19 protein-coding genes, 2 tRNA genes and 1 pseudogene are annotated in these 23,734 nt (G+C 69.1%); 9 read left to right on the forward strand and 13 right to left on the reverse strand.

What is annotated here, in order from left to right; all coding sequences use genetic code 11:
• Window positions 1-44: 44 nt before the first annotated feature.
• Window positions 45-2,141, reverse strand: coding sequence for a hypothetical protein (locus tag ROT00_RS07625; RefSeq protein ID WP_404773705.1), 2,097 nt, complete (start codon window positions 2,139-2,141; stop codon window positions 45-47).
• A gap of 169 nt (window positions 2,142-2,310) precedes the next feature.
• Here ROT00_RS07625 and ROT00_RS07630 point away from each other — a divergent pair, with 169 nt between their 5' ends.
• Window positions 2,311-3,198 carry an AAA family ATPase gene (locus ROT00_RS07630; RefSeq protein ID WP_404773706.1) on the forward strand — a complete coding sequence of 296 codons (888 nt, stop codon included), beginning with the start codon at window positions 2,311-2,313 and terminating at the stop codon, window positions 3,196-3,198.
• 12 nt (window positions 3,199-3,210) lie between these two features.
• On the opposite strand, the gene ROT00_RS07635 is transcribed toward ROT00_RS07630, so the two are convergent.
• From ROT00_RS07635 to dnaA, 10 genes are all read right to left on the reverse strand, one after another.
• Window positions 3,211-3,756: a putative immunity protein gene (locus ROT00_RS07635; protein ID WP_404773707.1), complete on the reverse strand. Its 546-nt coding sequence runs from the start codon at window positions 3,754-3,756 to the stop codon at window positions 3,211-3,213.
• Window positions 3,757-3,789: 33 nt separating this feature from the next.
• Window positions 3,790-3,865: transfer RNA gene (locus tag ROT00_RS07640), tRNA-Ala, on the reverse strand.
• Window positions 3,866-3,906: 41 nt separating this feature from the next.
• Window positions 3,907-3,980, reverse strand: a tRNA-Ile gene (locus ROT00_RS07645).
• A gap of 92 nt (window positions 3,981-4,072) precedes the next feature.
• Window positions 4,073-4,477, reverse strand: coding sequence for a DUF3566 domain-containing protein (locus tag ROT00_RS07650; protein WP_243569933.1), 405 nt, complete (start codon window positions 4,475-4,477; stop codon window positions 4,073-4,075).
• Window positions 4,478-4,501: 24 nt separating this feature from the next.
• A complete protein-coding gene (gene gyrA, locus ROT00_RS07655; protein ID WP_404773708.1) occupies window positions 4,502-7,090 on the reverse strand; it encodes a DNA gyrase subunit A in 2,589 nt (862 codons plus the stop codon).
• A 61-nt stretch (window positions 7,091-7,151) separates the two neighbouring features.
• Window positions 7,152-9,170 carry a DNA topoisomerase (ATP-hydrolyzing) subunit B gene (gyrB, locus tag ROT00_RS07660; RefSeq protein WP_404773710.1) on the reverse strand — a complete coding sequence of 673 codons (2,019 nt, stop codon included), beginning with the start codon at window positions 9,168-9,170 and terminating at the stop codon, window positions 7,152-7,154.
• Between the two features lie 123 nt (window positions 9,171-9,293).
• Window positions 9,294-9,779, reverse strand: a complete 486-nt coding sequence (locus tag ROT00_RS07665; protein ID WP_404773712.1) for a DciA family protein — start codon at window positions 9,777-9,779, stop codon at window positions 9,294-9,296.
• On the reverse strand, window positions 9,776-11,011 hold the full coding sequence (recF, locus tag ROT00_RS07670; protein WP_404773713.1) for a DNA replication/repair protein RecF: 1,236 nt from the start codon (window positions 11,009-11,011) through the stop codon (window positions 9,776-9,778). Before recF ends, ROT00_RS07665 begins: the two co-directional genes overlap by 4 nt.
• 64 nt (window positions 11,012-11,075) lie before the next feature.
• Entirely contained in the window at window positions 11,076-12,227 is a 1,152-nt protein-coding gene (dnaN, locus tag ROT00_RS07675; RefSeq protein ID WP_404773715.1) for a DNA polymerase III subunit beta, read from the reverse strand.
• 441 nt (window positions 12,228-12,668) lie between these two features.
• Window positions 12,669-14,081 (reverse strand): chromosomal replication initiator protein DnaA, encoded by a 1,413-nt coding sequence (gene dnaA, locus ROT00_RS07680; protein WP_404773716.1) that lies wholly within the window; start codon window positions 14,079-14,081, stop codon window positions 12,669-12,671.
• A 433-nt stretch (window positions 14,082-14,514) separates the two neighbouring features.
• Here dnaA and rpmH point away from each other — a divergent pair, with 433 nt between their 5' ends.
• From rpmH to rsmG, 6 genes and pseudogenes are all read left to right on the forward strand, one after another.
• Window positions 14,515-14,652, forward strand: coding sequence for a 50S ribosomal protein L34 (gene rpmH / locus ROT00_RS07685; protein ID WP_021010601.1), 138 nt, complete (start codon window positions 14,515-14,517; stop codon window positions 14,650-14,652).
• An 8-nt stretch (window positions 14,653-14,660) separates the two neighbouring features.
• On the forward strand, window positions 14,661-15,035 hold the full coding sequence (gene rnpA / locus ROT00_RS07690) for a ribonuclease P protein component (RefSeq protein ID WP_404773718.1): 375 nt from the start codon (window positions 14,661-14,663) through the stop codon (window positions 15,033-15,035).
• A gap of 1 nt (window position 15,036) precedes the next feature.
• Window positions 15,037-15,327 (forward strand): annotated as a pseudogene (yidD, locus tag ROT00_RS07695) (membrane protein insertion efficiency factor YidD); the annotation flags it as partial.
• Between the two features lie 180 nt (window positions 15,328-15,507).
• Window positions 15,508-16,479, forward strand: a complete 972-nt coding sequence (gene yidC / locus ROT00_RS07700) for a membrane protein insertase YidC (RefSeq protein ID WP_404773719.1) — start codon at window positions 15,508-15,510, stop codon at window positions 16,477-16,479.
• A gap of 5 nt (window positions 16,480-16,484) precedes the next feature.
• Window positions 16,485-16,982: a Jag family protein gene (locus tag ROT00_RS07705; RefSeq protein WP_404773721.1), complete on the forward strand. Its 498-nt coding sequence runs from the start codon at window positions 16,485-16,487 to the stop codon at window positions 16,980-16,982.
• A 34-nt stretch (window positions 16,983-17,016) separates the two neighbouring features.
• Entirely contained in the window at window positions 17,017-17,658 is a 642-nt protein-coding gene (gene rsmG / locus ROT00_RS07710; protein ID WP_404773722.1) for a 16S rRNA (guanine(527)-N(7))-methyltransferase RsmG, read from the forward strand.
• A 1,112-nt stretch (window positions 17,659-18,770) separates the two neighbouring features.
• Here the strand turns inward: rsmG and ROT00_RS07715 are convergent.
• The gene (locus ROT00_RS07715; protein WP_404774066.1) at window positions 18,771-19,055 is read right to left on the reverse strand and encodes a sulfur globule family protein; all 285 of its coding nucleotides are present in this window, start codon (window positions 19,053-19,055) and stop codon (window positions 18,771-18,773) included.
• A 1,638-nt stretch (window positions 19,056-20,693) separates the two neighbouring features.
• Here ROT00_RS07715 and ROT00_RS07720 point away from each other — a divergent pair.
• Together ROT00_RS07720 and ROT00_RS07725 are read left to right on the forward strand one after the other, a co-directional pair.
• On the forward strand, window positions 20,694-21,602 hold the full coding sequence (locus tag ROT00_RS07720) for a ParA family protein (protein ID WP_404774068.1): 909 nt from the start codon (window positions 20,694-20,696) through the stop codon (window positions 21,600-21,602).
• Window positions 21,602-22,594: a ParB/RepB/Spo0J family partition protein gene (locus ROT00_RS07725; protein ID WP_404773723.1), complete on the forward strand. Its 993-nt coding sequence runs from the start codon at window positions 21,602-21,604 to the stop codon at window positions 22,592-22,594. The genes ROT00_RS07720 and ROT00_RS07725 overlap by 1 nt, the downstream gene beginning before the upstream one ends.
• A 121-nt stretch (window positions 22,595-22,715) precedes the next feature.
• Here ROT00_RS07725 and ROT00_RS07730 read toward each other — a convergent pair whose 3' ends face one another.
• Window positions 22,716-23,672 carry a D-alanine--D-alanine ligase family protein gene (locus tag ROT00_RS07730; protein ID WP_404773724.1) on the reverse strand — a complete coding sequence of 319 codons (957 nt, stop codon included), beginning with the start codon at window positions 23,670-23,672 and terminating at the stop codon, window positions 22,716-22,718.
• Window positions 23,673-23,734 lie beyond the last annotated feature (62 nt).

Consider the following 23,734-nt stretch of genomic DNA (forward strand, 5'->3'; position numbering starts at 1 on the left):
CGGACGCCGGGGTGGCTCGGTTCCCCGGGTGGGGCTGCAGCGGCTCAGCCGAGGCGGCGGCGCAGCGCGAGGCCGCCGAGTCCCAGCAGCGCCAGGGCGAGGATGCCCGCGCCGGCGAGCGCGGCGCCATCGACGCCGGTCTCGGCGAGGCCCGTACCGTCGCCGTCGCCCGGGTTCGCGGGGGTGCCGGGGCCGGGGGTGCCCGGTCCGGGGGTGCCGGGCCCCGGCGTTCCGGGATCGGACCCCGCCGTAACGGTCAGCGTCGCCTCGCCGAGGACGTCGCCCGCCGCCATCGGCACGACCAGCGCGGCGAACGGCTGCGCGGGCGGCGCCGGCGCGAAGCCGGGCCCCTCGACGAGCTGCACCGTGTGACGGCCGGGTGCGGCATCCGCGATGCTGAAGCGGGCCGATCCCGTGCCGTCGGCCGAGCTCGTGAACGCGCCCACCTCGGCGCCGTCGAACAGCACCCGCACGGGGATCGCGGCGGGAAGCCCGTCGATGTCGAGGGCGACGCCGTCGGCTGCGAGCTCGTCGGCCGAGAGTTCGCTCGGCGTGAGCACGATCTCGGCGGGAACGGCCGGGTCGGCGGTGACGACGAGCTGCGCCGAAGCCTCCCACGCCCCGCTGCGGAGCAGCACGGTCGACGTGCCGACCGGCGCGCCGGCCCGGACGAGCCGGGTCGAGACCGCGCCGGCGGCGTCGGACTGCACCGTGGAGATCAGCTCCCCGCCGAGGCGGAGCTCGACGTCGGCGTTCTCCGGGAAGCCCGTGCCGGTGACGGCGACGCCGGAACTGGCGAGACCGCTCTGCGTGACCGACCCCGGCGACACGGACGTCTCGGGCTCGTAGACGATCGGGTCCTCGGTGACCGTGAAGGAGGTCGACGCGCTCCACCGCCCGCTCGTCAGCGTCACGGCGTGCGATCCGGTCGAGACGCCGGCCCGCGTGAACACGTGCGACAGCGCTCCGTCCGCACCGGCGTCCACCGTGGCGACGGTCTCGCCATCGACGGCGACGACCACCGGCTCGGCGGGCGGGAAGCCGGTGCCGGCGAGCGTCACACCGCTCGTGCCCAGCTGCTCGACCGTCAGCGAGCCCGGCGAGGCGCTCGCCTCGGGGTCGTACTGCACCGGATCGGCCTCGACGGTCAGCGCGGCCTCGGCCGACCACTGCCCGGCGGTGAGCTTCACCGTGTGCGCACCCGGCGCGGCTCCGGCGCGCACGAGCGTCGCCGCCACGGACCCGTCCGCGCCGCTCGTCACCGTCGTGACCGGCGCGCCGTCGAAGGCCAGCTCCACCGCCGTCGACGGCGGGAAGTCCGTTCCGCTCACCGAGACGCCGGCGCCGCCCAGCGCGGACACCGTCACCGTGGCCGGGTCGACGGCAGCGGTCGGCGAGTAGCTCGGGTCCTCGACGATCGTGAGCGTGGTCTCGGCCGAGCGCGAGCCGCTGACGAGGCGCAGCGTGTGCTGGCCGACCGTGGCGTTCAGCCAGGCGAGCTGCACGACGACCTCGCCCTGATCGTCGGCGGTACGTTCCGCGGCCTGCTGGCCGTTCACCGTGAGGGCCACGGTGGAGCCCGGCGTGAAGCCGGAGCCGGTGACTCGCAGCGCGCCCGCCGGGTCCTGCGCCTGCGACAGGGTCGCGGGGTTGGGCGCAACGGCCATCTCCGGCGCGGCCGCGGCGATGGCCGCATCCCAGGTGAACTGCTGGCCTGAGCAGAGGAGGCCGACGCCGACCATGTCGGCGGCGTTCGATCCGGCGCTCGTGGCCGTCCCGTCGTCGGCGATGACCCCGCCCAGCCAGTACTCGGCCGTGTAGTCGTCGTCCACCCGATAGCTCCAGTGCGCGGCGAACGAGCCGTCGGCGGCGATGGGCGTGACCGGGATGTCGTTGTACGGGAGCGGCGTCTGGATGCCGGAGCAGACGACCCAGGCGGTGGTGACGACGTCGGTCACCGCGCCGTCCTCCACCGTGATCGAGAAGTCGAAGCCGCTGCTCGTCTCGCCGGTGTAGACGCCGTCGCTCGGAGCGGCGTGCGCTGGCAGGGCGATGGCGAGGCCGCTCGCGCCCACCGCGAGCACCGTTCCGGTGAGTGCGGCGAGCAGTCGGGACCATCGTGTTCGACGGGTCGTGGTCATTTCGTGTTCCTCAAGGTTCGGGCGGACACAATCAGGCACACGCTACGTTGGCCCCCGTTCCGGGCACATCCGTGGAACCACGCAAGGTCGGGAAGGTCACCCCGTGGAGTGAGCCGGGAGGCACGACGCCCCGGCTAGCCTGCCCACGCAGCGGGACGGAAGGGGCCGGATGTTCGTCGGCAGAGCGCGCGAGCTCGAGCGCCTCCGCGCCGTCCTCGACCCGATGTCCGGCGGCGCCGTGCACCGGGTGGTCTTCCTCGAGGGCGCCGTCGGCATCGGCAAGACCGCGCTGCTCACCGAGTTCCTCGCCGAGTGGGACGGTGCGCGCGTGCTCTTCGCCCGCGCGGACGAGCACGGCACGACCACGCCCCTCGGCGGCATCCTCGGCATCCTCGAGCAGCTGTTCGGCACCGGACCGACCGCGCTGCTCGAGCGCGTCCGCGCACCCCGGGAGCTGCTCCGCGCGATCCGCGAGCGCCTGGGCGCGCAACCCGCCCTCGTCGTGATCGACGACGCGCAGTGGCTCGATCCCGCGGCGACGACCGTGCTCGAGGAACTCGTGATGGCTCCGTCGCCGACCGGCTGGGGCTTCCTCTTCGCGCACCAGCCCGGGGGGATGCCGGGGCGGCTCGTCCGCGCGGCGCGACGCGGCGGGTGCGCGATGCACCGGATCGTGCTCGATCCGCTCGAGCCGGGCGCCGCGGGCGCGCTCCTCTCGAGTCAGGGCGTCCTGGACCTGCGGCTCGTCGAGCTGGCCGGCGGCAACCCCCTCTTCCTGCGGCTGCTCGCCGAGCACCACCACCGCACGACCGCCCGACCGGTCGAGGCGGTCCGGACCAGCCTGGATGGCGCACTCCGGCGCGAGCTCGAGCAGCTCCTCACGCCGCGGGAGCGGACGATCGCCGAGCTCGTCGCCGAGGGGCACAGCAACCGGGACATCGCCGCGGCCCTGCATCTCAGCCCGCGCACGGTGGAGACCCACGTCTCGCGCATCCTCCGGAAGACCGGGGTGCGTTCGAGAGCGGGACTCGCGCGGCGACTCGACGCGGCGGGCTGAGCTCCCGGCACCTCAGCCGGCCCGCGCGGTGAGCAGCGCGGTCTGGATCTCGCGGATGGTCATGGCGAGCATCCCGGTCGCGAGCAGTCCGGTGCCCAGCGGGCCGGCGGAATCCGTGCCGAGCGGCGGCAGACGAAGGAGGGCGTCCTGCACCGGCGCGTCGAGTCGCGCCAGCTGCCACGCGACCTCCTCGGCACGGGCATGCTCCGGGTCGTGGGCGGCGAGCGCGGCCGCCCTCGCCGCGTAGGCCGCTGCCCCGAGGGCGTGCGCGCCCATGTGCGCGACGCCCGAGGCCTGGCCTGCGGCCCGCGCCGCGGCGGCGCCGGCCGGAGTCGACGCGGAGTGCGCCGCCCGACCGGCGACGAAGCGGATGCGGATCTGCTCGGCGGTGTCCAGCTCGCCACGTCCGTAGGCGCGGGCGCGGTCGATGCCCGCGCGCGCCCGGTCGTCGTCCGGTGCGTCGCGTTCGAAGAGCGGCAGCACCCGCTCCGCGCAGTCGGCGGCCCAGAGCGCGACGGTGCGGCGGTCGGCGTCACTGAGCGCCTGGCGAGAGGACATGCAGAACCTCCGTACCGAATGGCGGAGTGGGAATGGTGGAGCCTAGGAGAATCGAACTCCTGACATCCTGCTTGCAAAGCAGGCGCTCTACCAACTGAGCTAAGGCCCCGGACCGGAGGCGCTGCCACCGGTGAGTGTGGAATTTTGGAGTGGGGATACGAGGACTTGAACCTCGGACCTCTTCGTTATCAGCGAAGCGCTCTAACCGCCTGAGCTATATCCCCGAATCGGTGCCGGCCCGTGAAGGCCGAAGGACAGCCTACCCGACCGTGCGTGAAAGTCCGAATCGACGCTCACGCAGCCCGGCACCGGTGGATCAGTTGTTCGTGAAGCCCACCAGGATGCCGCCCGTGATCTTCACGCTGAGGTTGTACAGCACGGCCATGATGGCGCCGAGGGCGGTCGTGACGACGAGGTTCAGGAGCGACACGACGATGGCGAAGCCCATGACGTTGCCGAGCGACAGGATGGCGGTCAGATCGCCGCCCTGCCCGGCGACGTCGCGGACGAGCTCGTTCACCTTGCCGAAGATGCCGGTCGAGTTGAGCACCGTGTAGACGAGGAACGTCGCCACGATGTTCACCACGGCCAGGCAGACCGCGATGAGGAAGGACAGTTTCACTGCCGACCAGAAGTCGATGTAGACCAGGCGCAGGCGGACCTGCTTGGCGGGGGCCTTGCGGCCGGACTTCTTGGCCAGCTTCTCGGCGACGCTACTCATCGGTGGTGATTCTCCCTCAGGCGGTTACTCGGCGTCCGTCGACTCCACCGACTCTTCGGTTTCCTCGTCGAGGTTCCTCTCTGAATTCTTCGCGATCGCGATGATGCGGTCCTCGTTCGCGAACTTCGCGAACACGACGCCCATCGTATCCCGGCCCTTGGCCGGGACTTCGGCGACATGGGAGCGTACCACCTTGCCGCTGGCAAGAACCACAAGGACCTCGTCGCTCCGCGAGACCATCAGCGCACCTGCGAGATCGCCCCGGTCCTCGGAGAGCTTGGCGACCTTGATACCGAGCCCGCCGCGGTTCTGCTTGCGGTACTCCTCGATCCGGGTGCGCTTGGCGTACCCGCCCTCGGTGACCACGAACACGTAGGCGTCGCTCGGGCTGAGCTTCTGCCCGGCGGCATCCTCCGGCGCATCCGCGGCCTCGTCGTCGTCGGAGGACGGGACCACCGCGGCGGCGAGCAGCGCATCGCCGTCGCGGAACGACATGCCCTTCACGCCGGACGTGGCGCGGCCCATCGGGCGGAGCGCCTCGTCGGTCGCCTCGAAGCGGAGCGACATGCCCTTCTGCGAGACGAGCAGGATCTCGTCGGTCTCGTTCGCGAGCATCGCGGAGACGAGCTCGTCGCCCTCGCGGAGGTTGATCGCGATGACGCCGCGCGAGCGGTTGGTGTCGTACGCGGACAGCTCGGTCTTCTTCACGAGCCCGTCGCGGGTCGCCAGGACCAGGTAGGTGGCCACCTGATAGTCGCGGATGTCGACGATCTCGGCGATCTGCTCGTCGGGCTGCATCTCCAGCAGGTTCGCGACGTGCTGGCCCTTCGCGTCGCGACCGGCCTCGAGGATCTCGTACGTCTTCGCCCGGTACACGCGCCCCATGTTCGTGAAGAAGAGGAGCCAGTGGTGCGTGGTCGTGACGAAGAAGTGGTCGACCACGTCGTCGGCGCGGAGCTGCGCGCCCTTCACGCCCTTGCCGCCGCGGTGCTGCGAGCGGTAGTTGTCGCTGCGGGTGCGCTTGATGTATCCGCCGCGGGTGACGGTGACGACCATCTCCTCCTCGGGGATCAGGTCTTCGACCGACATGTCGCCGTCGTAGCCGGGCATGATGTGCGTGCGCCGCTCGTCGCCGAACTTCGCGACGATCTCGGTGAGCTCCTCCGAGATGATGCTGCGCTGGCGGCCCTCGTCGGCCAGGATCGCGAGGTACTCGGCGATCTCGAGCTCGAGCTGCGCGAGGCGGTCGATGATCTTCTGACGCTCGAGCGCCGCGAGGCGGCGGAGCTGCATCGTGAGGATCGCGTCGGCCTGGAGCTGGTCGACCCCGAGCAGGTTCATGAGGCCCGTGCGGGCCTCGTCGACGTCGGGCGAGCGGCGGATGAGCGCGATGACCTCGTCGAGCGCGTCGAGCGCCTTCACGTAGCCGCGCTGGATGTGCGCGTCGGCCTCGGCCTTCTTCAGGCGGAAGTTCGTGCGTCGCACGATCACGTCGATCTGGTGGGTGATCCAGTGCGAGATGAAGCCGTCGATGGAGAGCGTGCGCGGCACCCCGTCGACGATCGCGAGCATGTTCGCGCCGAAGTTCTCCTGCAGCTGCGTGTGCTTGTACAGGTTGTTCAGGACGACCTTCGCGACGGCGTCGCGCTTCAGCACGAGGACGAGGCGCTGGCCGGTGCGGCCCGAGGTCTCGTCGCGGATGTCGGCGATGCCCGAGAGCTTGCCGTCCTTCACGAGCTCCGCGATCTTCACCGCGAGGTTGTCGGGGTTCACCTGGTACGGGAGCTCGGTGACGACGAGGCAGGTGCGGCCCTGGATCTCCTCGACGCTCACGACCGCGCGCATCGTGATCGAGCCGCGGCCCGTGCGGTAGGCGTCGTGGATGCCCTTGACGCCCAGGATCTGCGCGCCCGTCGGGAAGTCCGGCCCCTTGATGCGCTCCATGAGCGCCTGCTGCAGCTCCTCGTGCGAGGCATCCGGGTGCTCGAGCGCCCAGAGGGCGCCCTCCGAGACCTCGCGCAGGTTGTGCGGCGGGATGTTCGTCGCCATGCCGACCGCGATGCCGACCGAGCCGTTCACGAGCAGGTTCGGGAAGCGCGCCGGGAGGACCGTGGGCTCGCGGGTGCGGCCGTCGTAGTTGTCCTGGAAGTCGACGGTCTCTTCCTCGATGTCGCGCACCATCTCGAGGGCGAGCGGCGACATCTTGGTCTCGGTGTACCGGTGGGCGGCGGCGCCGTCGTTGCCGGGCGAGCCGAAGTTGCCCTGTCCGAGTGCGAGCGGGTAGCGCAGCGACCAGGGCTGCACGAGGCGGACGAGCGCGTCGTAGACCGAGCTGTCGCCGTGCGGGTGGAACTGGCCCATGACGTCGCCGATGACGCGGGTGCACTTCGAGAAGGCGCGGTCGGGGCGGTAGCCGCCGTCGTACATCGTGTAGATGACGCGGCGGTGCACGGGCTTCAGGCCGTCGCGGACGTCGGGCAGCGCGCGCCCGACGATCACGCTCATCGCGTAGTCGAGATACGAGCGCTGCATCTCCAGCTGCAGGTCGACCTGGTCGATCTTGCCGTGGTTGTGCTCGTCGCCTGCGGCTTCGGTGCTGAATTCGTCAGTCATGTCTTCTCGTCGGTTCGAACTGCTCGTACGTCACGCGCCGGCGGCGAGCGCCGGCGGGTGATCAGATGTCGAGGAAGCGGACGTCCTTGGCGTTCTTCTGGATGAAGGAACGGCGGCTCTCGACGTCGTCGCCCATGAGGGTCGAGAAGATCTCGTCCGCCGCGGCCGCGTCCTCCATCGTGACCTGCAGCAGGGTGCGGGTCTCGGGGTTCATGGTGGTGTCCCAGAGCTCCTGGTGGTTCATCTCGCCGAGACCCTTGTAGCGCTGGACGCCGTTCTCCTTCTGGAGGCGCTTGCCCGCGGCCTGGCCGGCGGCGAGCAGTGCGTCGCGCTCCCGGTCGGAGTACACGTACTCGTGATCGGCGTTCGTCCACTTCAGGCGGTACAGCGGCGGCTGCGCGAGGAACACGTAGCCCATCTCGATGAGCGGCCGCATGAAGCGGAAGAGCAGCGTCAGCAGCAGGGTCGTGATGTGCTGGCCGTCGACGTCGGCGTCGGCCATCAGCACGATCTTGTGGTACCTGGCCTTCTCAGGGTTGAAGTCCTCGCCGATGCCGGTGCCGAAGGCGGTGATCATCGCCTGGATCTCGGCGTTGCCGAGGGCCCGGTCGAGACGTGCCTTCTCGACGTTCAGGATCTTGCCGCGGAGCGGCAGGATGGCCTGGGTGGCCGGGTCGCGTCCCGTCTTCGCCGAACCGCCGGCCGAGTCGCCCTCGACGAGGAAGATCTCGGAGATCGTCGGGTCCTTCGAGGTGCAGTCGCTCAGCTTGCCCGGCATGCCGCTGGTCTCGAGGAAGCCCTTGCGCCGGGTCGCCTCGCGCGCCTTGCGCGCCGCGATCCGGGCGGTCGCCGCCTGGATGGCCTTGCGGATGATGTCGCGGGCCTGGTTCGGGTTGCGCTCGAACCAGTCGCCGAGCTGGTCGCCGACGATGCGCTGCACGAAGGACTTCGCCTCGGTGTTGCCGAGCTTCGTCTTCGTCTGCCCCTCGAACTGCGGCTCGGAGAGCTTCACCGAGATGACGGCGGTGAGCCCCTCGCGCACGTCGTCGCCGGAGAGGTTGTCGTCCTTCTCCTTGAGGAGGTTCTTCTCGCGGGCGTAGCGGTTCACGAGGGTCGTGAGCGCCGCGCGGAAGCCCTCCTCGTGCGTGCCGCCCTCGTGCGTGTTGATGGTGTTCGCGTAGGTGTGCACCGACTCGGTGTACGCCGTCGTCCACTGCATCGCGACCTCGAGCGCGATCTTGCGATCGGTGTCCTCGGACTCGAAGGAGATGATCTCCTCGTTCACGAGCTCCGCGCGCTTCGACTTGTTGAGGTACTCGACGTAGTCGCTGAGGCCGCGCTCGTAGAGGAAGGTGTCGCTGCGCGGCACGAACGCCTCGGGGTCGGCGTCCGCGTCGACGTCGGCCGGGTCGACCGGCACGCCGCCGTTCGGGCGGAGGTCGGTGAGCTTGATGCTGAGGCCCTTGTTGAGGAAGGCCATCTGCTGGAACCGGGTGCGGAGCGTCTCGTAGTCGAAGACGGTCGTCTCGAAGATGTCGGGGCTCGGCCAGAACGTGATCGTCGTGCCCGTCTCATCGCTCGCCTCGTCCTGCGAGAGCGGCGCCTCGGGCACGCCGATGTTGAAGGCCTGGCGCCAGACGTTGCCCTCGCGCTTGACCTCGACCTCGAGGCGCGTCGAGAGCGCGTTCACGACAGAGGAGCCGACGCCGTGGAGACCGCCGGAGACCGCGTAGCCGCCGCCGCCGAACTTGCCGCCGGCGTGCAGGACGGTGAGCACGACCTCGACGGTCGAGCGGCCCTCGGTCTTGTGCATGCCGACGGGGATGCCGCGGCCGTTGTCGATGACCCGGACGGCGCCGTCCTCGAGGATCGTCACGTCGATCGCCGTCGCGTACCCCGCGAGCGCCTCATCGACGGAGTTGTCGACGATCTCGTACACGAGGTGGTGCAGGCCGCGCGGACCCGTCGAGCCGATGTACATGCCGGGACGCTTGCGGACCGCTTCGAGGCCCTCGAGTACCTGGATGTCGTCGGCGCCGTATTCGGACGCGCCCTGGGCCTTCGCCGGTTCCGCTGTCATGGGTGAATCGAGGCTCCGCTCTGTCGTTCTGGCGACTCTCGATCCTATCAAATCGCCCGGCCTCCGGGGCCGGAAACGCCGATCTGAGGCAATGAACGAGGCAGGGTGACCGAATTTGCCTTCTCAGCCGTAGGTGTCGCGCGGACCGCGGCCTGGAACCGATCTGGGACCGCGTTTCCAGGTGGGGGCGTCCGGCCCCTGAAAGCGGATCGTTTCGACGCCGGCGCCGGGGTGCACCTCGGCGATGCGCGCGAGCAGCTGCTGACGCATCAGCCGGAGCTGGGTCGCCCACGCCGTCGAGTCGCAGCGGACCTGCAGCGTGCCGCCCTCGATCGCGATCGGCTCGGAGTGGCGCGCGGTCTCTTCTCCGGCGATGTCGCGCCAGGTCGTCAGCAGGTCGGCCTGCGACAGCGGACCGCTCCACCCGAGCTGCGACGAGAGCTGATCGATCGCCGAGCCGAGCGGGCGGGGGTCGCGCCCGGGCGTGAACGGCTCGCTGCCCGAGGGCTCGCGCGTGCGCCGGGCCCGGCCGGGCCGGACGCGCGGCTCGCCGCCGAAGATCTCGCGGAAGTGCTGATAGACCCGGACGGCTTCGGAGGCCTCGCTCATGACGGCACCTCCTGGGGCGGCCCGGCGGGTGCACCGTCGACGATGCGCCCGGCGTCGATGTGCACGATCGTGGCGGTGAGGGGCTCCGGGACGTCCTCCAGCACGGCCGCCGTGACGAGGACCTGCTCGTAGCCGCCGATCGCGGCCGCGAGGCGTTCTCGCCGGAGGCGGTCGAGCTCGGCGAACACGTCGTCGAGCACGAGCACCGGATCTCCCGTCGCCGAGTCGCGGCGGAGCAGCTCGGCGGCCGCGAGACGGAGCGCGAGCGCGAACGACCAGGACTCGCCGTGGCTCGCGTAGCCCTTGGCCGGCAGGCCGTTCAGCAGCAGCAGCACGTCGTCGCGGTGCGGACCCGCGAGCGTCACGCCGCGCTCGAGCTCCTTGCGCCGGAGACCGCGGAGCGCCGCGGCGAAGCGCTCGGCGGTCGGCACGGCGAGGGAACTCGCGGCGGCGCCGTCGGCGGATGCCCCGGCCGAGGCATCCGCCCCGTCGCCGGAGACCGGACGCGGTTCGTCGTCGTCATCGGCGACCGCGCCGTCGATGGAGAGCACCGGCTGCAGCGCGGGGCCGTGATCGGCGTCGACGATGGAGCGGTAGGCGGCCGCGAGCGGCTCGGCGAGCTCGGCGACGAGCGCGAGGCGCTGGTCGATGAGCTCGGAGCCGAGGGCGACGAGCCGCTCGTCCCAGATGTCGAGCGTCGTCAGCTTGTCGGCACCCAGGCCGCGGGCCCGAGCGCTCTTCAGCAGCGTGTTGCGCTGACGGAGGACGCGGTCGTAGTCGGCCATGACGCCGGCGAGCCGCGGCGATCGCTGCACCAGGAGCTCGTCGAGCATGCGGCGGCGCACCCCGGGCTCGCCGCGGACGATCGCGAGGTCTTCGGGGGCGAAGAGCACCGTATGCGCGTAGCGCGGGAGCTCGCGGGTCTTCACGGGCGAGCGGTTCAACTGCGCGCGGTTCGCGCCCTGCCGGTTCAGCTGCAGCTCGACGAGGAGCTGGCGCTCGCCGTGCGCGAGGAGCGCGCGGATGATGGCCGCCTCGGCACCGGCGCGGACGAGGGCCTGGTCGCCGGACACCCGGTGCGAGCCGAGCGTCGCGAGATAGCCGATCGACTCGACGAGGTTGGTCTTGCCCTGGCCGTTGCGGCCGACGAGCACCGTGGCGCCCGGGCCGAGTTCGAGCTCGGCCCGCTCGTAGTTGCGGAAGTCGGTGAGGGAGAGGCGGGCGACGTGCACCTGCACCACCTTTCTCGCTCGACTCCGTCTACGGTACCCGCGACCGCCGACAGCGGAGACGGGTCTAGCGCAGGAGCAGGTTCGGCTGCAGCAGGTAGCGGTAGCTGTCGCTGCCGGCCTGCTCGCGCGAGGTCTGGCTCGTGATGAGCACGGGGCCCGGCTTGTTCGGGTTCTCCGTCTTCGTGAAGGACACCCGGACGAACTCGGAGTGCACCGCACCGAGGCCGTCGAGCAGGAACTGCGGCTTCAGCGACACGACCGTGTCGTCGCCCGTGAGGATCGCGTCGATCGACTCGGAGGCCTGCGCCTGCTCGCTGCCGATCGCCTCGAGCGTCAGCCCGTCGGCGGTGAAGGAGTAGCGGAGCGCGGCCTCGCGCTCGAGCACGAGCGCGACACGGCGGGTGGCCTCGATGAGCTCGGCGGTGTTCACGACGGCGTAGTTGTCGACGACGTCGGGGAAGAGCCGGCGGACGGGCGGGAAGTTGCCCTTGATGAGCAGGCTCGTGACGGTCTTCTTGTCGGCGCTGAAGGCGATGAGCTCGCGGTCGTCGCGGCTCGTGATCGAGACGGAGATCGTGCCCGAGTGGCCGAAGGTCTTGCCGACCTCCTGCAGGGTGCGCGCCGGGACGAGCGCGGTCGGCGCGTCGCCCTCGCCGGCGACGGATCCGCCGTCCCAGTCGATCTCGCGCACGGCGACGCGGTAGCGGTCGGTGGCGACGAGCCCGAGGCTGTTCTCGCGGACCTCGAGCTGCACGCCGGTGATGACCGGGGTCACGTCGTCGCGGGACGCGGCGACGGCGACCTGCGCGACCGCCGCGGCGAACTCCTCGGCCGGGACGACGCCGGACTGCTCGCCGATCTCCGGGATCGACGGGTACTCCTCGACCGGCATCGAGAGCAGGGTGAAGCTCGCGGAGCCGCAGCTGACCTGGATGCGGTTCTCCTCGGTGGAGAGCCGGACCGGTGCGTTCGGCAGGCGACCGGCGATCTCGGCGAGGAGGCGGCCGGAGACGAGGACCGTGCCCGGCTCCTCGACGTCGGCCTGGATCTCGGTCTGGCTCGAGACCTCGTAGTCGAAGGAGGAGAGGACGAGGCCGTCGTCGGTCGCGTGGATGAGGACGCCGGAGAGGATCGGCAGCGTGGTGCGCTGCGGGAGCAGCTTGACCGCGAAGGACACGGCCTCGCTGAAGACGTCGCGGTTGACCTGGAACTTCACGGCTCTCCTGTCGTCATGGCGCGTGCTCCGCACGACCGTGCCCTCCCGCGCCGAAGGACGCGGGCTCCCATGCTATCGAGCGACCTTCGAGGCATCCACACCGTCAGGTTGTCGAATGCCCCGGATTGAAGACTTAAAGCTCTTAACGGTGTTAACCGCTGTGGAAACTGTGGATGGTGTTCGGAGATCCGCGGAGTGGTGCCGATCCGGGCCCCTCCGATCTGTGCACACCGTGTGGGAATCGTCGAGGGGACGCTGAACGGCGTCAGGTGATGATCGACGGTTGTGCACAGGCGGACGTCGCGTCTCAACAGCTGCGGGCCGGTTGCTCGTTAACAATCCACAGGCTTTCCACAATTGTGGGGAACGCCCCGAACGGCCCGCAGAACGGCGCAGACGGGCGCCCTGCGGCATCCCTCCACGTCCTGCGCGAGCATCGGATCAGCGGTAGCGGGCCGTCTGTTTGATGCGCGCGGTGAGCTCGGTCACCTGGTTGTAGATCGAGCGGCGCTCCTTCATGAGCTCCGAGATCTTCTTGTTCGCGTACATCACCGTCGTGTGATCGCGGTTGCCGAACAACTGGCCGATCTTCGGCAGCGACAGGCTCGTGAGCTCGCGGCAGAGGTACATGGCGATCTGCCGCGCGGTCGCGACCGCCTGCGAGCGGCTCGAGCCGTAGAGGTCGTCGACCGTGAGCTTGAAGTAGTCGGCGGTGGCCGTGATGATGTCGACCGGCGCGATCACGTTGTCGGTGTCGTCGGTGATGAGGTCCTTCAGCACCGTCTGCACGAGCGGCATGTCGACCGGCGTGCGGTTCAGGCTCGCGAAGGCGGTGACGCGGATCAGCGTGCCCTCGAGCTCGCGGATGTTGCTCGAGACCTTCGACGCCATGTACTCGAGGATGTCGTCGGGCACCTGCAGGCGCTCGGACTGCGCCTTCTTGCGGAGGATCGCGATGCGGGTCTCGAGGTCGGGCGCCTGCACGTCGGTGATGAGGCCCCACTCGAAGCGGCTGCGCATGCGGTCCTCGAAGCCGGTGAGGTGCTTCGGCGGCACGTCGCTCGTGATCACGACCTGCTTGTTGTGGTCGTGCAGCGTGTTGAAGGTGTGGAAGAACGCCTCCTGCGTCTCCGCCTTGCCCTGCAGGAACTGGATGTCGTCGATCAGGAGGATGTCGATGTTGCGGTAGCGCTGCTGGAACAGCGAGCCGCGGTTGTTCGCGATCGAGTTGATGAAGTCGTTCGTGAACTCCTCGCTCGACACGTATCGGACGCGGATGCCGGGATAGAGGCTCATCGCGTAGTGGCCGATGGCGTGCAGGAGGTGGGTCTTGCCGAGGCCGGAGTCGCCGTAGATGAAGAGCGGGTTGTACGCCTTCGCCGGCGCCTCGGCCACCGCGACGGCCGCGGCGTGGGCGAAGCGGTTCGACTGCCCGATGACGAAGCTGTCGAACGAGTACTTCGGGTTCAGCCGCGAGTCACGGGGCCGGTCCTGCGGCGAGCTCTCGAAGACGGCCGGCGGAGCGGCGTGCAGCTCGACGGGCTCGGCGTACTCCTCCCCCGCGCCGTCCGCCGGGCGGACCTCCTCGAGCTCCGGGTTCACGACCACGTAGAAGGAGGTGACGGGGGACGGCACGTCGAGCTCCGACATCGCGGCGAGGAGCGGCACGCGCATGCGCTGGTTCAGCATGCTCGCGGTGAACTCGTTCGGCACCTCGAGGTAGAAGGTGCCCGCGGCGATGCCCTTCGGCTCGACGAGGTTCAGGAAGCCCTGCAGCATGGGGGTGATCGCGTCGTCCTGCGAGAGTCGCTCGAGCACCGTCGCCCACGTCTCGGAAATGGGCTGTTCCGTCATTGCTCCCCGCAATCTGCCGCGCTCGGCCGTGCGCCGTCGAACGAACGTGCTCCGGTCCCCCTCCGGAGCGCGAAACGGCGCCAGGCGATTTGTTCACAATGTTGTCCACCGCCTGTGAGCAGTTGGCTCGGAAACCCGATGATTCCGCGTTCGAGGCTGGGGATAACTGGTCCCTCACGCTAGCGAATGGATGTGCCGCCGACAAATGCCGCGAACGGGATTCGACTCGTCCGGCGTGTCGATCCTCAGCGCTCGCGCAGGATGGCGGGATACTGTGTGGTTCGATCGCCGCAGGTCCCGGGCGTGGTCGGTTTGACCCCAGCGCGCCCAGGCCGTAGCTTTAATAGGTTGACCGCCGCCCTTTGGGCACCCAGTTTTCCCGCAGACGCACCGTTGACGCGCCGCGAGGAGATTCCGACAGCCGGAGAGAAGAATGAGCAAGCGTACCTTCCAGCCCAACAACCGTCGTCGTGCCAAGAAGCACGGCTTCCGTCTGCGCATGCGCACCCGTGCCGGCCGCGCCATCCTGGCTGCCCGTCGCCGCAAGGGCCGCACCGAGCTCTCCGCGTAGTTCTTCCGGTGCTCGCCAAAGCCAATCGCCTCACGAGCGCCGATGACTATCGAGTCGTCGTGCGCCGTGGAGCGAAGGCCGTCGGGCCCGACACGGTGAGCTACCTGCGCTCACGTGAACCGGGCACCTCGGCGCGCTTCGGCTTCATCGTCTCGAAGAAGGTCGGCACCGCAGTGCGACGCAACCTCGTGAGACGCCGCCTCAAGGCAGCGTGCTCCGAGCTCGTCGCCAGCGGTGCCGTCGGCGTAGACATGGTGGTGCGAGCACTCCCGACCGCTGCCGAAGCGGATTGGGCCTCCCTGCGTGCGGAGGTCTTCGCGGCGTTCGAGCGTCGCGGCCACCGCGTCACCGCCCAGGCATCCGCTCCCACCCGAGACGTGTGACATGCGAAACCTTGCGCGATTCGTGCTGCTGCTCCCCCGCAACGCCGGGGTGCTGCTCCTTCGCGGGTATCGCGCGCTGATCTCACCGCTCTACGGCGACGTCTGCCGCTACTACCCGTCCTGCTCGGCCTACGGCCTCGGTTCCGTCCAGCAGCGCGGATTGATCGTCGGCTCGGCGCTGACCGCCTGGCGCATTCTCCGGTGCAACCCCTGGGCGGCCGGCGGCATCGACGACGTCCGTGCCGCGAACCACGACCGCGATCGCATCACCCGCTTCGGCTGGGTCGTTCCGGCCGGCATGTTCCCGAAGGCCGAAGCAGCCGCAGAGGCGGCCAGGCAGGCGCACCTCCTCGAGCACCTCCAGGTCGAAGACGACCGAGCCGCTCGCCTCATGCTTCCCGGCCGATCCGTGCTGAACGGCGGTCCGGTGCTCGCGACCTCTTCCCCCATCCCGTCCCGGAAGGACTGATCCTTGGATCTCATCGGCACGCTCTTGTGGCCCATCAAGTGGGCCATCGAGCTGATTCTCGTGGCGTTCCACTGGCTGTGGACGACCATCGGCATGGACCCCGACGCGGGTGTCACCTGGGTGCTGTCGATCGTCGGCCTGGTCATCGTCGTCCGCGCCGCGCTGATCCCGATCTTCGTCAGGCAGATCAAGAGCCAGCGCCGCATGCTCGAGGTGGCGCCGCAGCTCAAGAAGATCCAGGACAAGTACAAGGGCAAGAAGGACCAGTTCTCGCGCGAGGCGATGTCGCGCGAGACGATGGACCTCTACAAGCGCACCGGCACCAACCCGCTGTCCTCCTGCCTCCCCCTGCTGCTGCAGATGCCGATCTTCTTCGGCCTGTTCTCGGTGCTGAACGACGCCCAGCACGACAAGGCGGGCGTCGGCCTCTTCACGCAGGAGCTCGCGAACTCCTTCGCCAACGCCGAGTTCTTCGGCGCCCCGCTGAAGTCGACCTTCATCGGCGAGTGGAACCACATGACGGCCGGCCAGCCGTTCAGCCTCTCGGTGATGCTCATCGCGCTGACGATGATCGTGCTGATGACCGCCTCGCAGTTCATCACGCAGCTGCAGATCGTCTCGAAGAACATGTCGCCGGAGACCAAGGCGAGCCCGATGTTCCGTCAGCAGCGCATCCTGCTCTACCTGCTCCCCCTCGTGTTCGCCTTCTCGGGCGTCGCCTTCCCGCTCGGCGTGATGTTCTACTGGCTGGTCTCGAACTTCTGGACCATGGGTCAGCAGTTCGTCGTCATCCGCAACATGCCGACCCCCGGCAGTGAGGCGGCGAAGGCCCGCGAGGCGCGCCTCGCGAAGAAGGGCAAGCTCGTCGCCCCGGATGCCCCGGCGATCGAAGCCGAGGAAGAGGCCAAGCCGAAGACCACGCAGCGCCAGCAGCCGATCGGCAAGTCGCGCTCGAAGAAGCAGGGCGGAAAGTGACCGACATGACTGACGTGCAGCAGGAGACCGAAGAGCGCACCACCTCTCAGATCGAGGAGGAGGGCGACATCGCGGCCGACTACATCGAGGAACTGCTCGACATCTGCGACCTCGACGGCGACATCGACATCGATGCCCGCAACGGCCGTGCCTATGTGTCGGTCAACGCCGGCGACGGGGCCAACCTCGAGCTGCTGTCGAAGCCTGACACCGTGAACGCGCTGCAGGAGCTCACCCGCCTCGCGGTGCAGAGTCGGACCGGTGCGTTCTCCCGCCTGATCCTCGACATCGGGGGTTCGCGGGACGCACGACGCACGGAGCTCGCCGCGCTCGTCGCGCGTGCTGCAGACCGCATCGATGGTGGTGCCGCTGAGGCTGCGCTCCCCCCGATGTCGTCGTACGAGCGCAAGCTGGTGCACGACCTCGTCGCCGAGCGCGGACTGCACTCGGCGTCGCGCGGCGAGGGCGCTGATCGTCACACGGTCATCACCCGAGTCGGCTGACCTCTCCGCCGTGGCCGATGTTTCACGTGAAACGATGACCGAAGAGCTCGAAGCGGAACCCGCGTTCGCTGCGGAACTGTTCGGCGATACCTTGCCGAAGGCACGGGCGTTCACGGAGGCCCTGGCGAAGCACGGCGAGGAACTGGGGCTCATCGGGCCGCTCGAACTCCCCCGCTTGTGGACCCGCCACATCATCAACAGCGGGCTCGTCGCTCCCCTGCTGCGCCCGGGCCGAGTCGGCGATGTCGGATCAGGGGCCGGACTTCCCGGACTCGTGCTCGCGATCGCCCGGCCCGATGTCTCCTTCACGCTGATCGAGCCGATGGAGCGCCGAGTGGCGTGGCTCGAGCAGCAGGCCGCGGAGCTCGAGCTCGAGAACGTCGAGGTCGTTCGGGCTCGGGCCGAGGACGTGAAGCGCAAGGGAACCCTCGATCAGGTCACTGCACGCGCGGTGAGTGCACTTCGCACGCTGATTCCGATCACCGCTCCCCTGCTTCGTCCGGGCGGCGAACTCGTGCTGATGAAGGGCGCGAGTGTCGAGCAGGAGATCGCGGGCGCGGAGAAGGCGCTGCGCAAGTTCCGCCTTCGAGACCCCGAAGTGATCGTGCTCGGTTTGGGCAAGGTCGATGACCGCGAGGTCACGCGAGTGTTCCGCGCCACCGTCGCCGAAGCGTAGGTCGAGCCACCCTCGCTCGCGTCGCGTGATCGGGCAGTTCCGAGGGGGGTCGCTCGACTGTGCTGCGCTGCGGCCGCGGTGTTGGGGTCGGCGAAGATCCGGTTCGGGGTCGCGGCCGCTGACGCGGGCGGGCACGGCGAAGCTGGTCAGCGTACGGTCCCGTGAGTCGGCGCTCCCCCCTGCGGTGCTCGTGGGCATCTGCATGGCGCATGGCCTGGAAGCGGAGGCGGAAGCGGAAACAGGCAGGGCGCAGTCGGACGCGCGAGGTCGGGCTCGGGCTCGGGCTTGGGCTTGGGTCTGAATCTGGGTGTGGGCGCAGTCGGGCGTGGGCACGGGTTGTTGACGACGCTGACACGGCGGATGGTGCGGTTTTCCTGAAGCGTGAAGTCGACGGACATGTGGATGCCCCGCCGCAAGCTGCGAAGCCTCCGATGCGCAGAGTGCTGATGGTGCGGTAGCCAGGTCGAACCACACGGACACCTCCCCGTTGGTTTCTTCCTCCCTGCGTAGCGGGGCCCTGGGGGCCGGAGCCGCGCTCGGTATCGCGAGTCGGTGGGTCCCGGGGCCGCGCTTGGCGTGAGATTGATGTTTCACGTGAAACGTGGGGCGCAGCCAATTGCATGGGCGGTGCATGTCCGCCCGGACGAGCGGGCGGGGCGGCGATTCGACGTAGCTCGCAGGGCAGATGCGGGTAGAGGGTCGCGTGCTTTCCACTGCGTTGAGCGTCGGTGTCGGCGAGTGGCCCCTGTGGGTCCGTGCGGAATGCATCTGCTTGCCAACATGGCATCAGCGCGAGGGCGAGGGCGAGGGCGAGGGCGAGGGCGAGCGCGAGCGCGAGGGCGAGGGCGACCGCGAGCGCGAGCCTGCCTCGCTCCGCCCCGCTCCGTTCCCGGGCAAGCGAATGAGTGTGATTCGCCCAGCGGCGTTGAATCGCCGCATCGACCCCGCGCCGCCACATCGAATGGGACGGCCAGCGACGAGCGGGCGGCGTCCCAGGCAGATGCGTCGGCGTCAGCGGGATGTGGTGCTAGCCGACTTTGATGTGCGGGCGGCTCGGTATGGCACGGCATCCAGTAGGAGGACGATGTTTCACGTGAAACATTGCGCCCAGACTACCTGGGAGCCCCAGCCGTGAGGCAGCCTTTGGCTGCCGTGGATTCCGCATCGCGCGTGGGTCGCGCTACCCGGCTTGAGTGCTGACACCGCCAAGTGGGCCCGTAGCCGTAGCCGTAGCCGTAGCCGTAGCCGTAGCCGTAGCCGTAGCCGTAGCCGTAGCCGTAGCCGTACCCGTAGCCGTGGCATTGCCCGTAGCCGTGCCCTTGCCCCTTGCCCGTTGCCGTTGCCGTTGCCGTTGCCCGTTGGCGCAGCTGGCGCCGTCTCGTCTTCGGCCCCCGCAGCGGCTGGGTCCGCGCACGCCCAGCGGGTGGTTTCGAGCTCGTGGATCATCGGTGCCATCGGTGCCATCGGTGCCATCGGTGCCATCGGGGCTGGCTTCCCGCGCTCACTCGCTTCTGTGGGGCTCCCCAGCTGCCGGATCATCGATGTGCCATTGGTGCTGGCGCTCCCGCGCCCGGAGACGAGTCGTGCGGTGCGATCTGGGTGATCGGAGTCACCGTTTCACGTGAAACATCGCGAGTCCGTCGTCACTTCTCCTCACACAGCCCGCTATCCGAGATTCTGCTCACCGATTCAGGGCCCCTGCGTAGCTGCTGCTGATGCTGACGGTTAGGCTTGAGAGGGCCGCTCGCGAAGGAGAACGTCGCGGGTCTGAGGTCGTCCAAGTCGAGGTTCGGGAGTCTCAACGCATGGCACAAAGCGGGGGTCGCGGGTGGTTCCGCCGTCGCACCCACGCCGATGACGTGCCCGAGGCAGTGAACTCGGATGAGCTTGACACGGGATCGGCTGATCCTGCGAGCGACCACGATGTCGCTGCGACTGACACCCAGAGAGTGACGCCTCCCACCCCAGTCGTTGAGGGTGGGTCGGAGCTCGCATCGGGGGGCACTGCGGGACCGCTTCGCGAATCTCCGGGAACGAACAACGATGTGAACCTCCTGCCGAGCGCCGCTTCGAACGACTCCACTCCCCCGCCTCGCGTCGACTGGGACGCGGCGACTGCTGCCGCATTGGCCGACGACACCGCCGCCTCGCCCAGTTCCGCCCAGACTCCCCTGCCGGCCGATCCTCTTCTTGAGGAGATCATCCGCGAGATCGTGGGAGATGCCGCCGTCGATACGGTCGAGTCCCTGCAGCCGCGGACCCCGCAGCAAGCAGACACCTCGGGTGCTGGGGATCCCGCTCCGGCAGACCTTGAGGTCGGCGGTACGCGCACGATCTCCCCCGACCAAGCGATCGCCCCGAGGCCCCCCGCTCCCCCGGCAGTGGAGCGAGGTTTGACCGCCGCGGACGACGGTGCCGAAACCGTCCCTCCCGCAGGCGAGGCGCACCCCGGTCCGGACGCTGCTCGGAGTCTGAACTCCGGGCAGCTCGACGCTGCCCAGGCGGATGGCGCACAGCCCGACGCTGCCCAGGCGGATGGCGCGCAGGCGGATGCTGCTCAGGCAGATGCTGCTCTGGCAGATGCTGCGCAGGCCGGTACTGCTCTGGCAGATACTGCGCAGGTGGACCCTGCTCGGGCTGCCTCTGCTCAGACAGATACTGCGCAGGCCCTTGCTGCTGAGCCGGACGCTGCAGAGGTGGACCCTGCTCAGGCAGCTAGTGCGCAGGCGAACCCCGAGCAGGCGAACGCGGTCGGTGAGACCGAGTCGGACGGGGGTGCCTCGCATCCGCCGAGCACCAACACGGAACAGCTTCGCATCGCCATCTCTGGTGCATTGGACCGCAGTTTGGGGCCGGCACCAATCGCAGACCCTGCCGAGAGCGTGCCCGAGTCCGCGCATGAATCGACCGACAGTTCCGTCGGCACTGGGCTGCAGAACGCGGACGCGGTCGTAGCACCGCCGACGCCAGTCGTGCCCGCCGACGATCAGGCCGCAGCACTCATCACCACCCCCGATGTTTCACGTGAAACGTCGATCATTTCTGGAGGAACTCCCCTGGCTGACGCATTGGCCGACGAAACCCGCCGTCGGATCGCACTCGAGGAGGCGGTGCTCCCCCTCCCCCCGAAGACTCGGGTGCTCACCATCTCGAATCAGAAGGGCGGCGTCGGAAAGACGACGACGGCCGTCAATCTCGCTGCGGCGCTCGCTCGCTCCGGAGCGAAGGTACTCGTGATCGACCTCGACCCCCAGGGCAACGCATCTACGGCGCTCGGGGTCGACCATCGCTCGGAGGAACGCAGCGTCTACGAGGTTCTGGTGGCCGACCTTGCGCTGAGTGAGGTCATTCGCCCGTCGACCGAGCACGAGATGCTCGACTGCGTCCCGGCCACCATCCACCTCGCCGGCGCCGAGATCGAGCTCGTCTCGCTCGTCGCCCGTGAACAGCGCCTCCGCCGCGCTCTCGACACCCACCTCGCCTCGATGGAACGGCCGTACGACTACGTCTTCATCGACTGCCCGCCGTCGCTCGGACTGCTGACGATCAATGCATTCGTGGCGGCACGTGAGGTGCTCATCCCGATCCAGTGCGAGTACTACGCGCTCGAGGGGCTTTCGCAGCTGCTCAGCAACATCGAGCTGATCGAGAAGCACCTGAACCCCGAGCTGCGGCTCTCAACGATTCTGCTCACGATGTACGACTCGCGCACGAACCTCGCCCAGCAGGTCGCACAGGAAGTGCGCAACCACTTCCCCACCCAGACGCTGCAGACGATCATCCCCCGATCCGTCCGTGTCTCCGAGGCGCCGAGCTATGGTCAGAGCGTGATCAGCTACGACTTCGCATCGACTGGTTCCCTCTCGTATCGTGAGGCCGCCGCCGAGATCGCGAAGCGCGGCGCCGCGAAGAACGGCGCATCAAGCACCAAGGAGCACAACTGATGGCGAGCAAGCGTACCGGCCTCGGCCGCGGAATCGGCGCTCTCATTCCGACCGGCGATGACGCACCGAAGGCCAATCGGCCGGTCGATGTCTTCTTCCCCGACTCTTCTGGAGCATCCGCCGGAACGACGGCGACGGCGGTCGCGGCCGTCGAGCAGGCTGCATCGGCCGAGGGGCTTCTCACCGTGCCGGGTGCTCGTCTGGCGCGTCTCGACCCCGAGTCCATTGTTCCCAACGCGAATCAACCGCGCAGTGTCTTCGATCCCGAGGACCTCGCCGAGCTGGTCCACAGCATCCGTGAGTTCGGTGTGCTGCAGCCGATCGTGGTCCGCCCGCATCCGAGCGAGGCCGGCAAGTACGAGCTCGTCATGGGTGAGCGCCGACTTCGGGCGACGAAGGCGGCGGGCCTCGACACCATCCCGGCCGTCGTCAAGGACACCGCCGACGACGCGATGCTCCGCGATGCGCTGCTCGAGAACCTCCACCGTTCGCAGCTGAACCCGCTCGAAGAGGCATCCGCCTACCAACAGCTGCTCGCCGACTTCTCGATCACGCAGGAGGAGCTCGCGAGTCGAATCGGACGCTCGCGCCCGCAGATCTCGAACACCCTTCGACTCCTCAAGCTCCCCGAGGCGGTGCAGCTCCGGGTCGCTGCCGGGGTGCTGAGCGCCGGACATGCGCGTGCCATCCTGGCCATGCCCGACGCCGAGTCGATGCAGAAGCTCGCGGACAAGATCGTGAACGAGGACCTCTCGGTCCGGCAGGCCGAGGCGATCGCCGCTGCTGCGCCGAAGCCGAATCGAGTGAAGCCGGCTGCCGGCAAGCGCCAGGAGTTCCTGGATGACCTCGCGGTACGACTGGGAGACCGACTGAACACGCGCGTGAAGATCGCCCTCGGCGCGCGAAAGGGCCAGATCAGCATCGATTTCGCGACCGTGCAGGACCTCCGTCGAATCCTCACCGATCTCGGCGAGGAACTCGAAGGCGTCTGAATCCGGCTTCGCGCGAATGTGACGATCCGCTGATCGCGGATCGCCCGCAGAATCGCTCCTGACGAACTGAAACGGCCTGGTTCCGAGCATCGGAACCAGGCCGTTTCGCCGTTCGATCGACTCAGCCGCGGGCGATCGCGACGCGCACGAGATCCGAGTAGAGGTCCGACGCTTCGATCCCGGCCGCCTGCGCGGCGAGGGGCAGCAGCGAGGTCTCGGTGAGTCCCGGCAGCACGTTCGCTTCGAGGAACCACGGGGTGCCATCGGTGTCGACGATGAGATCGACGCGCGAGACATCCCGGAGGCCGAGCTCCAGGTGCGCGCGGATGGCGACGGCCTCGACCTCGCCGAGCACTTCCGCGGACAGTCGGGCCGGAGCGAAGAACGTCGTCTCCCCTGCGTTGTACCGCGCGTCGAAGCTGTACACCCCGGCGGTCGGGACGATCTCAACGGCCGGGAGAGCGCGAGGCCCCTCCCCCGTGTCGACGACCGACACCGCGAGCTCCGTGCCGACGATCCGCTGCTCGACGATGGCGACATCGGCGTAGGTGAAGGCCTCGACCATCGCGCGCGGCAAGCCCTCGGGATCGGTCACGACCGAGACCCCCTGCGCCGACCCACCCGAGGCGGGCTTCACGACGAGCTCACCGGGAAGCGCTTGGCGCACGACCTGGAGCACACTGGCGGCGCCGAGCTCGCGGAACGACTCGTGCGAGAGCACGATCGACTCGGGTACCGGGAGACCGGCGGCCTGCACGATCGAGCTCGCCGCCGGCTTCGACCAGGCGAGGCGCGCGGCCTCCGCGGTCGAGCCAACGGTCGGGATGCGGAGCGCGGCGAGCAGCTCGAGGAGCGCGCCGTCCTCCCCGCTCGAGCCGTGCAGCGCGGGGAACACCGCGTCGGGGCGGTGTTCGGCGAGGTAGGGCAGCAGCGAGGCATCCGGATCCCGCAGCACGACACGGTGGCCGGCGGCCGTCAGCGCATCGGCGACCCGACGACCGGAACGCAGCGAGACATCGCGTTCGTGGGAGATGCCGCCCGCGAGGACGACGACGGTGAGTGCTCCGGATTCGGTCATGATCTGGGGTTTCTCCGATCGGATCTGGTCGGCTGCGGCATCCGCCGCCGTGGAACCGGATT

This window comes from Agromyces mediolanus (assembly GCF_044917495.1).
GTDB classification, from domain to species: Bacteria; Actinomycetota; Actinomycetes; order Actinomycetales; family Microbacteriaceae; genus Agromyces; species Agromyces mediolanus_B.

Excerpts from the sequence above, each read along its gene's own strand:
- gyrA (WP_404773708.1), bottom strand. The coding sequence starts at position 7,090 with ATGACTGACGAATTCAGCACCGAAGCCGCAGGCGACGAGCACAACCAC.
- ROT00_RS07650 (WP_243569933.1), bottom strand. The coding sequence starts at position 4,477 with ATGAGTAGCGTCGCCGAGAAGCTGGCCAAGAAGTCCGGCCGCAAGGCC.
- ROT00_RS07635 (WP_404773707.1), bottom strand. The coding sequence starts at position 3,756 with ATGTCCTCTCGCCAGGCGCTCAGTGACGCCGACCGCCGCACCGTCGCG.
- ROT00_RS07625 (WP_404773705.1), bottom strand. The coding sequence starts at position 2,141 with ATGACCACGACCCGTCGAACACGATGGTCCCGACTGCTCGCCGCACTC.
- rsmG (WP_404773722.1), top strand. The coding sequence starts at position 17,017 with ATGACCGAAGAGCTCGAAGCGGAACCCGCGTTCGCTGCGGAACTGTTC.
- ROT00_RS07725 (WP_404773723.1), top strand. The coding sequence starts at position 21,602 with ATGGCGAGCAAGCGTACCGGCCTCGGCCGCGGAATCGGCGCTCTCATT.
- ROT00_RS07730 (WP_404773724.1), bottom strand. The coding sequence starts at position 23,672 with ATGACCGAATCCGGAGCACTCACCGTCGTCGTCCTCGCGGGCGGCATC.
- dnaA (WP_404773716.1), bottom strand. The coding sequence starts at position 14,081 with ATGACGGAACAGCCCATTTCCGAGACGTGGGCGACGGTGCTCGAGCGA.
- ROT00_RS07665 (WP_404773712.1), bottom strand. The coding sequence starts at position 9,779 with ATGAGCGAGGCCTCCGAAGCCGTCCGGGTCTATCAGCACTTCCGCGAG.
- gyrB (WP_404773710.1), bottom strand. The coding sequence starts at position 9,170 with ATGACAGCGGAACCGGCGAAGGCCCAGGGCGCGTCCGAATACGGCGCC.
- ROT00_RS07630 (WP_404773706.1), top strand. The coding sequence starts at position 2,311 with ATGTTCGTCGGCAGAGCGCGCGAGCTCGAGCGCCTCCGCGCCGTCCTC.
- ROT00_RS07705 (WP_404773721.1), top strand. The coding sequence starts at position 16,485 with ATGACTGACGTGCAGCAGGAGACCGAAGAGCGCACCACCTCTCAGATC.
- rpmH (WP_021010601.1), top strand. The coding sequence starts at position 14,515 with ATGAGCAAGCGTACCTTCCAGCCCAACAACCGTCGTCGTGCCAAGAAG.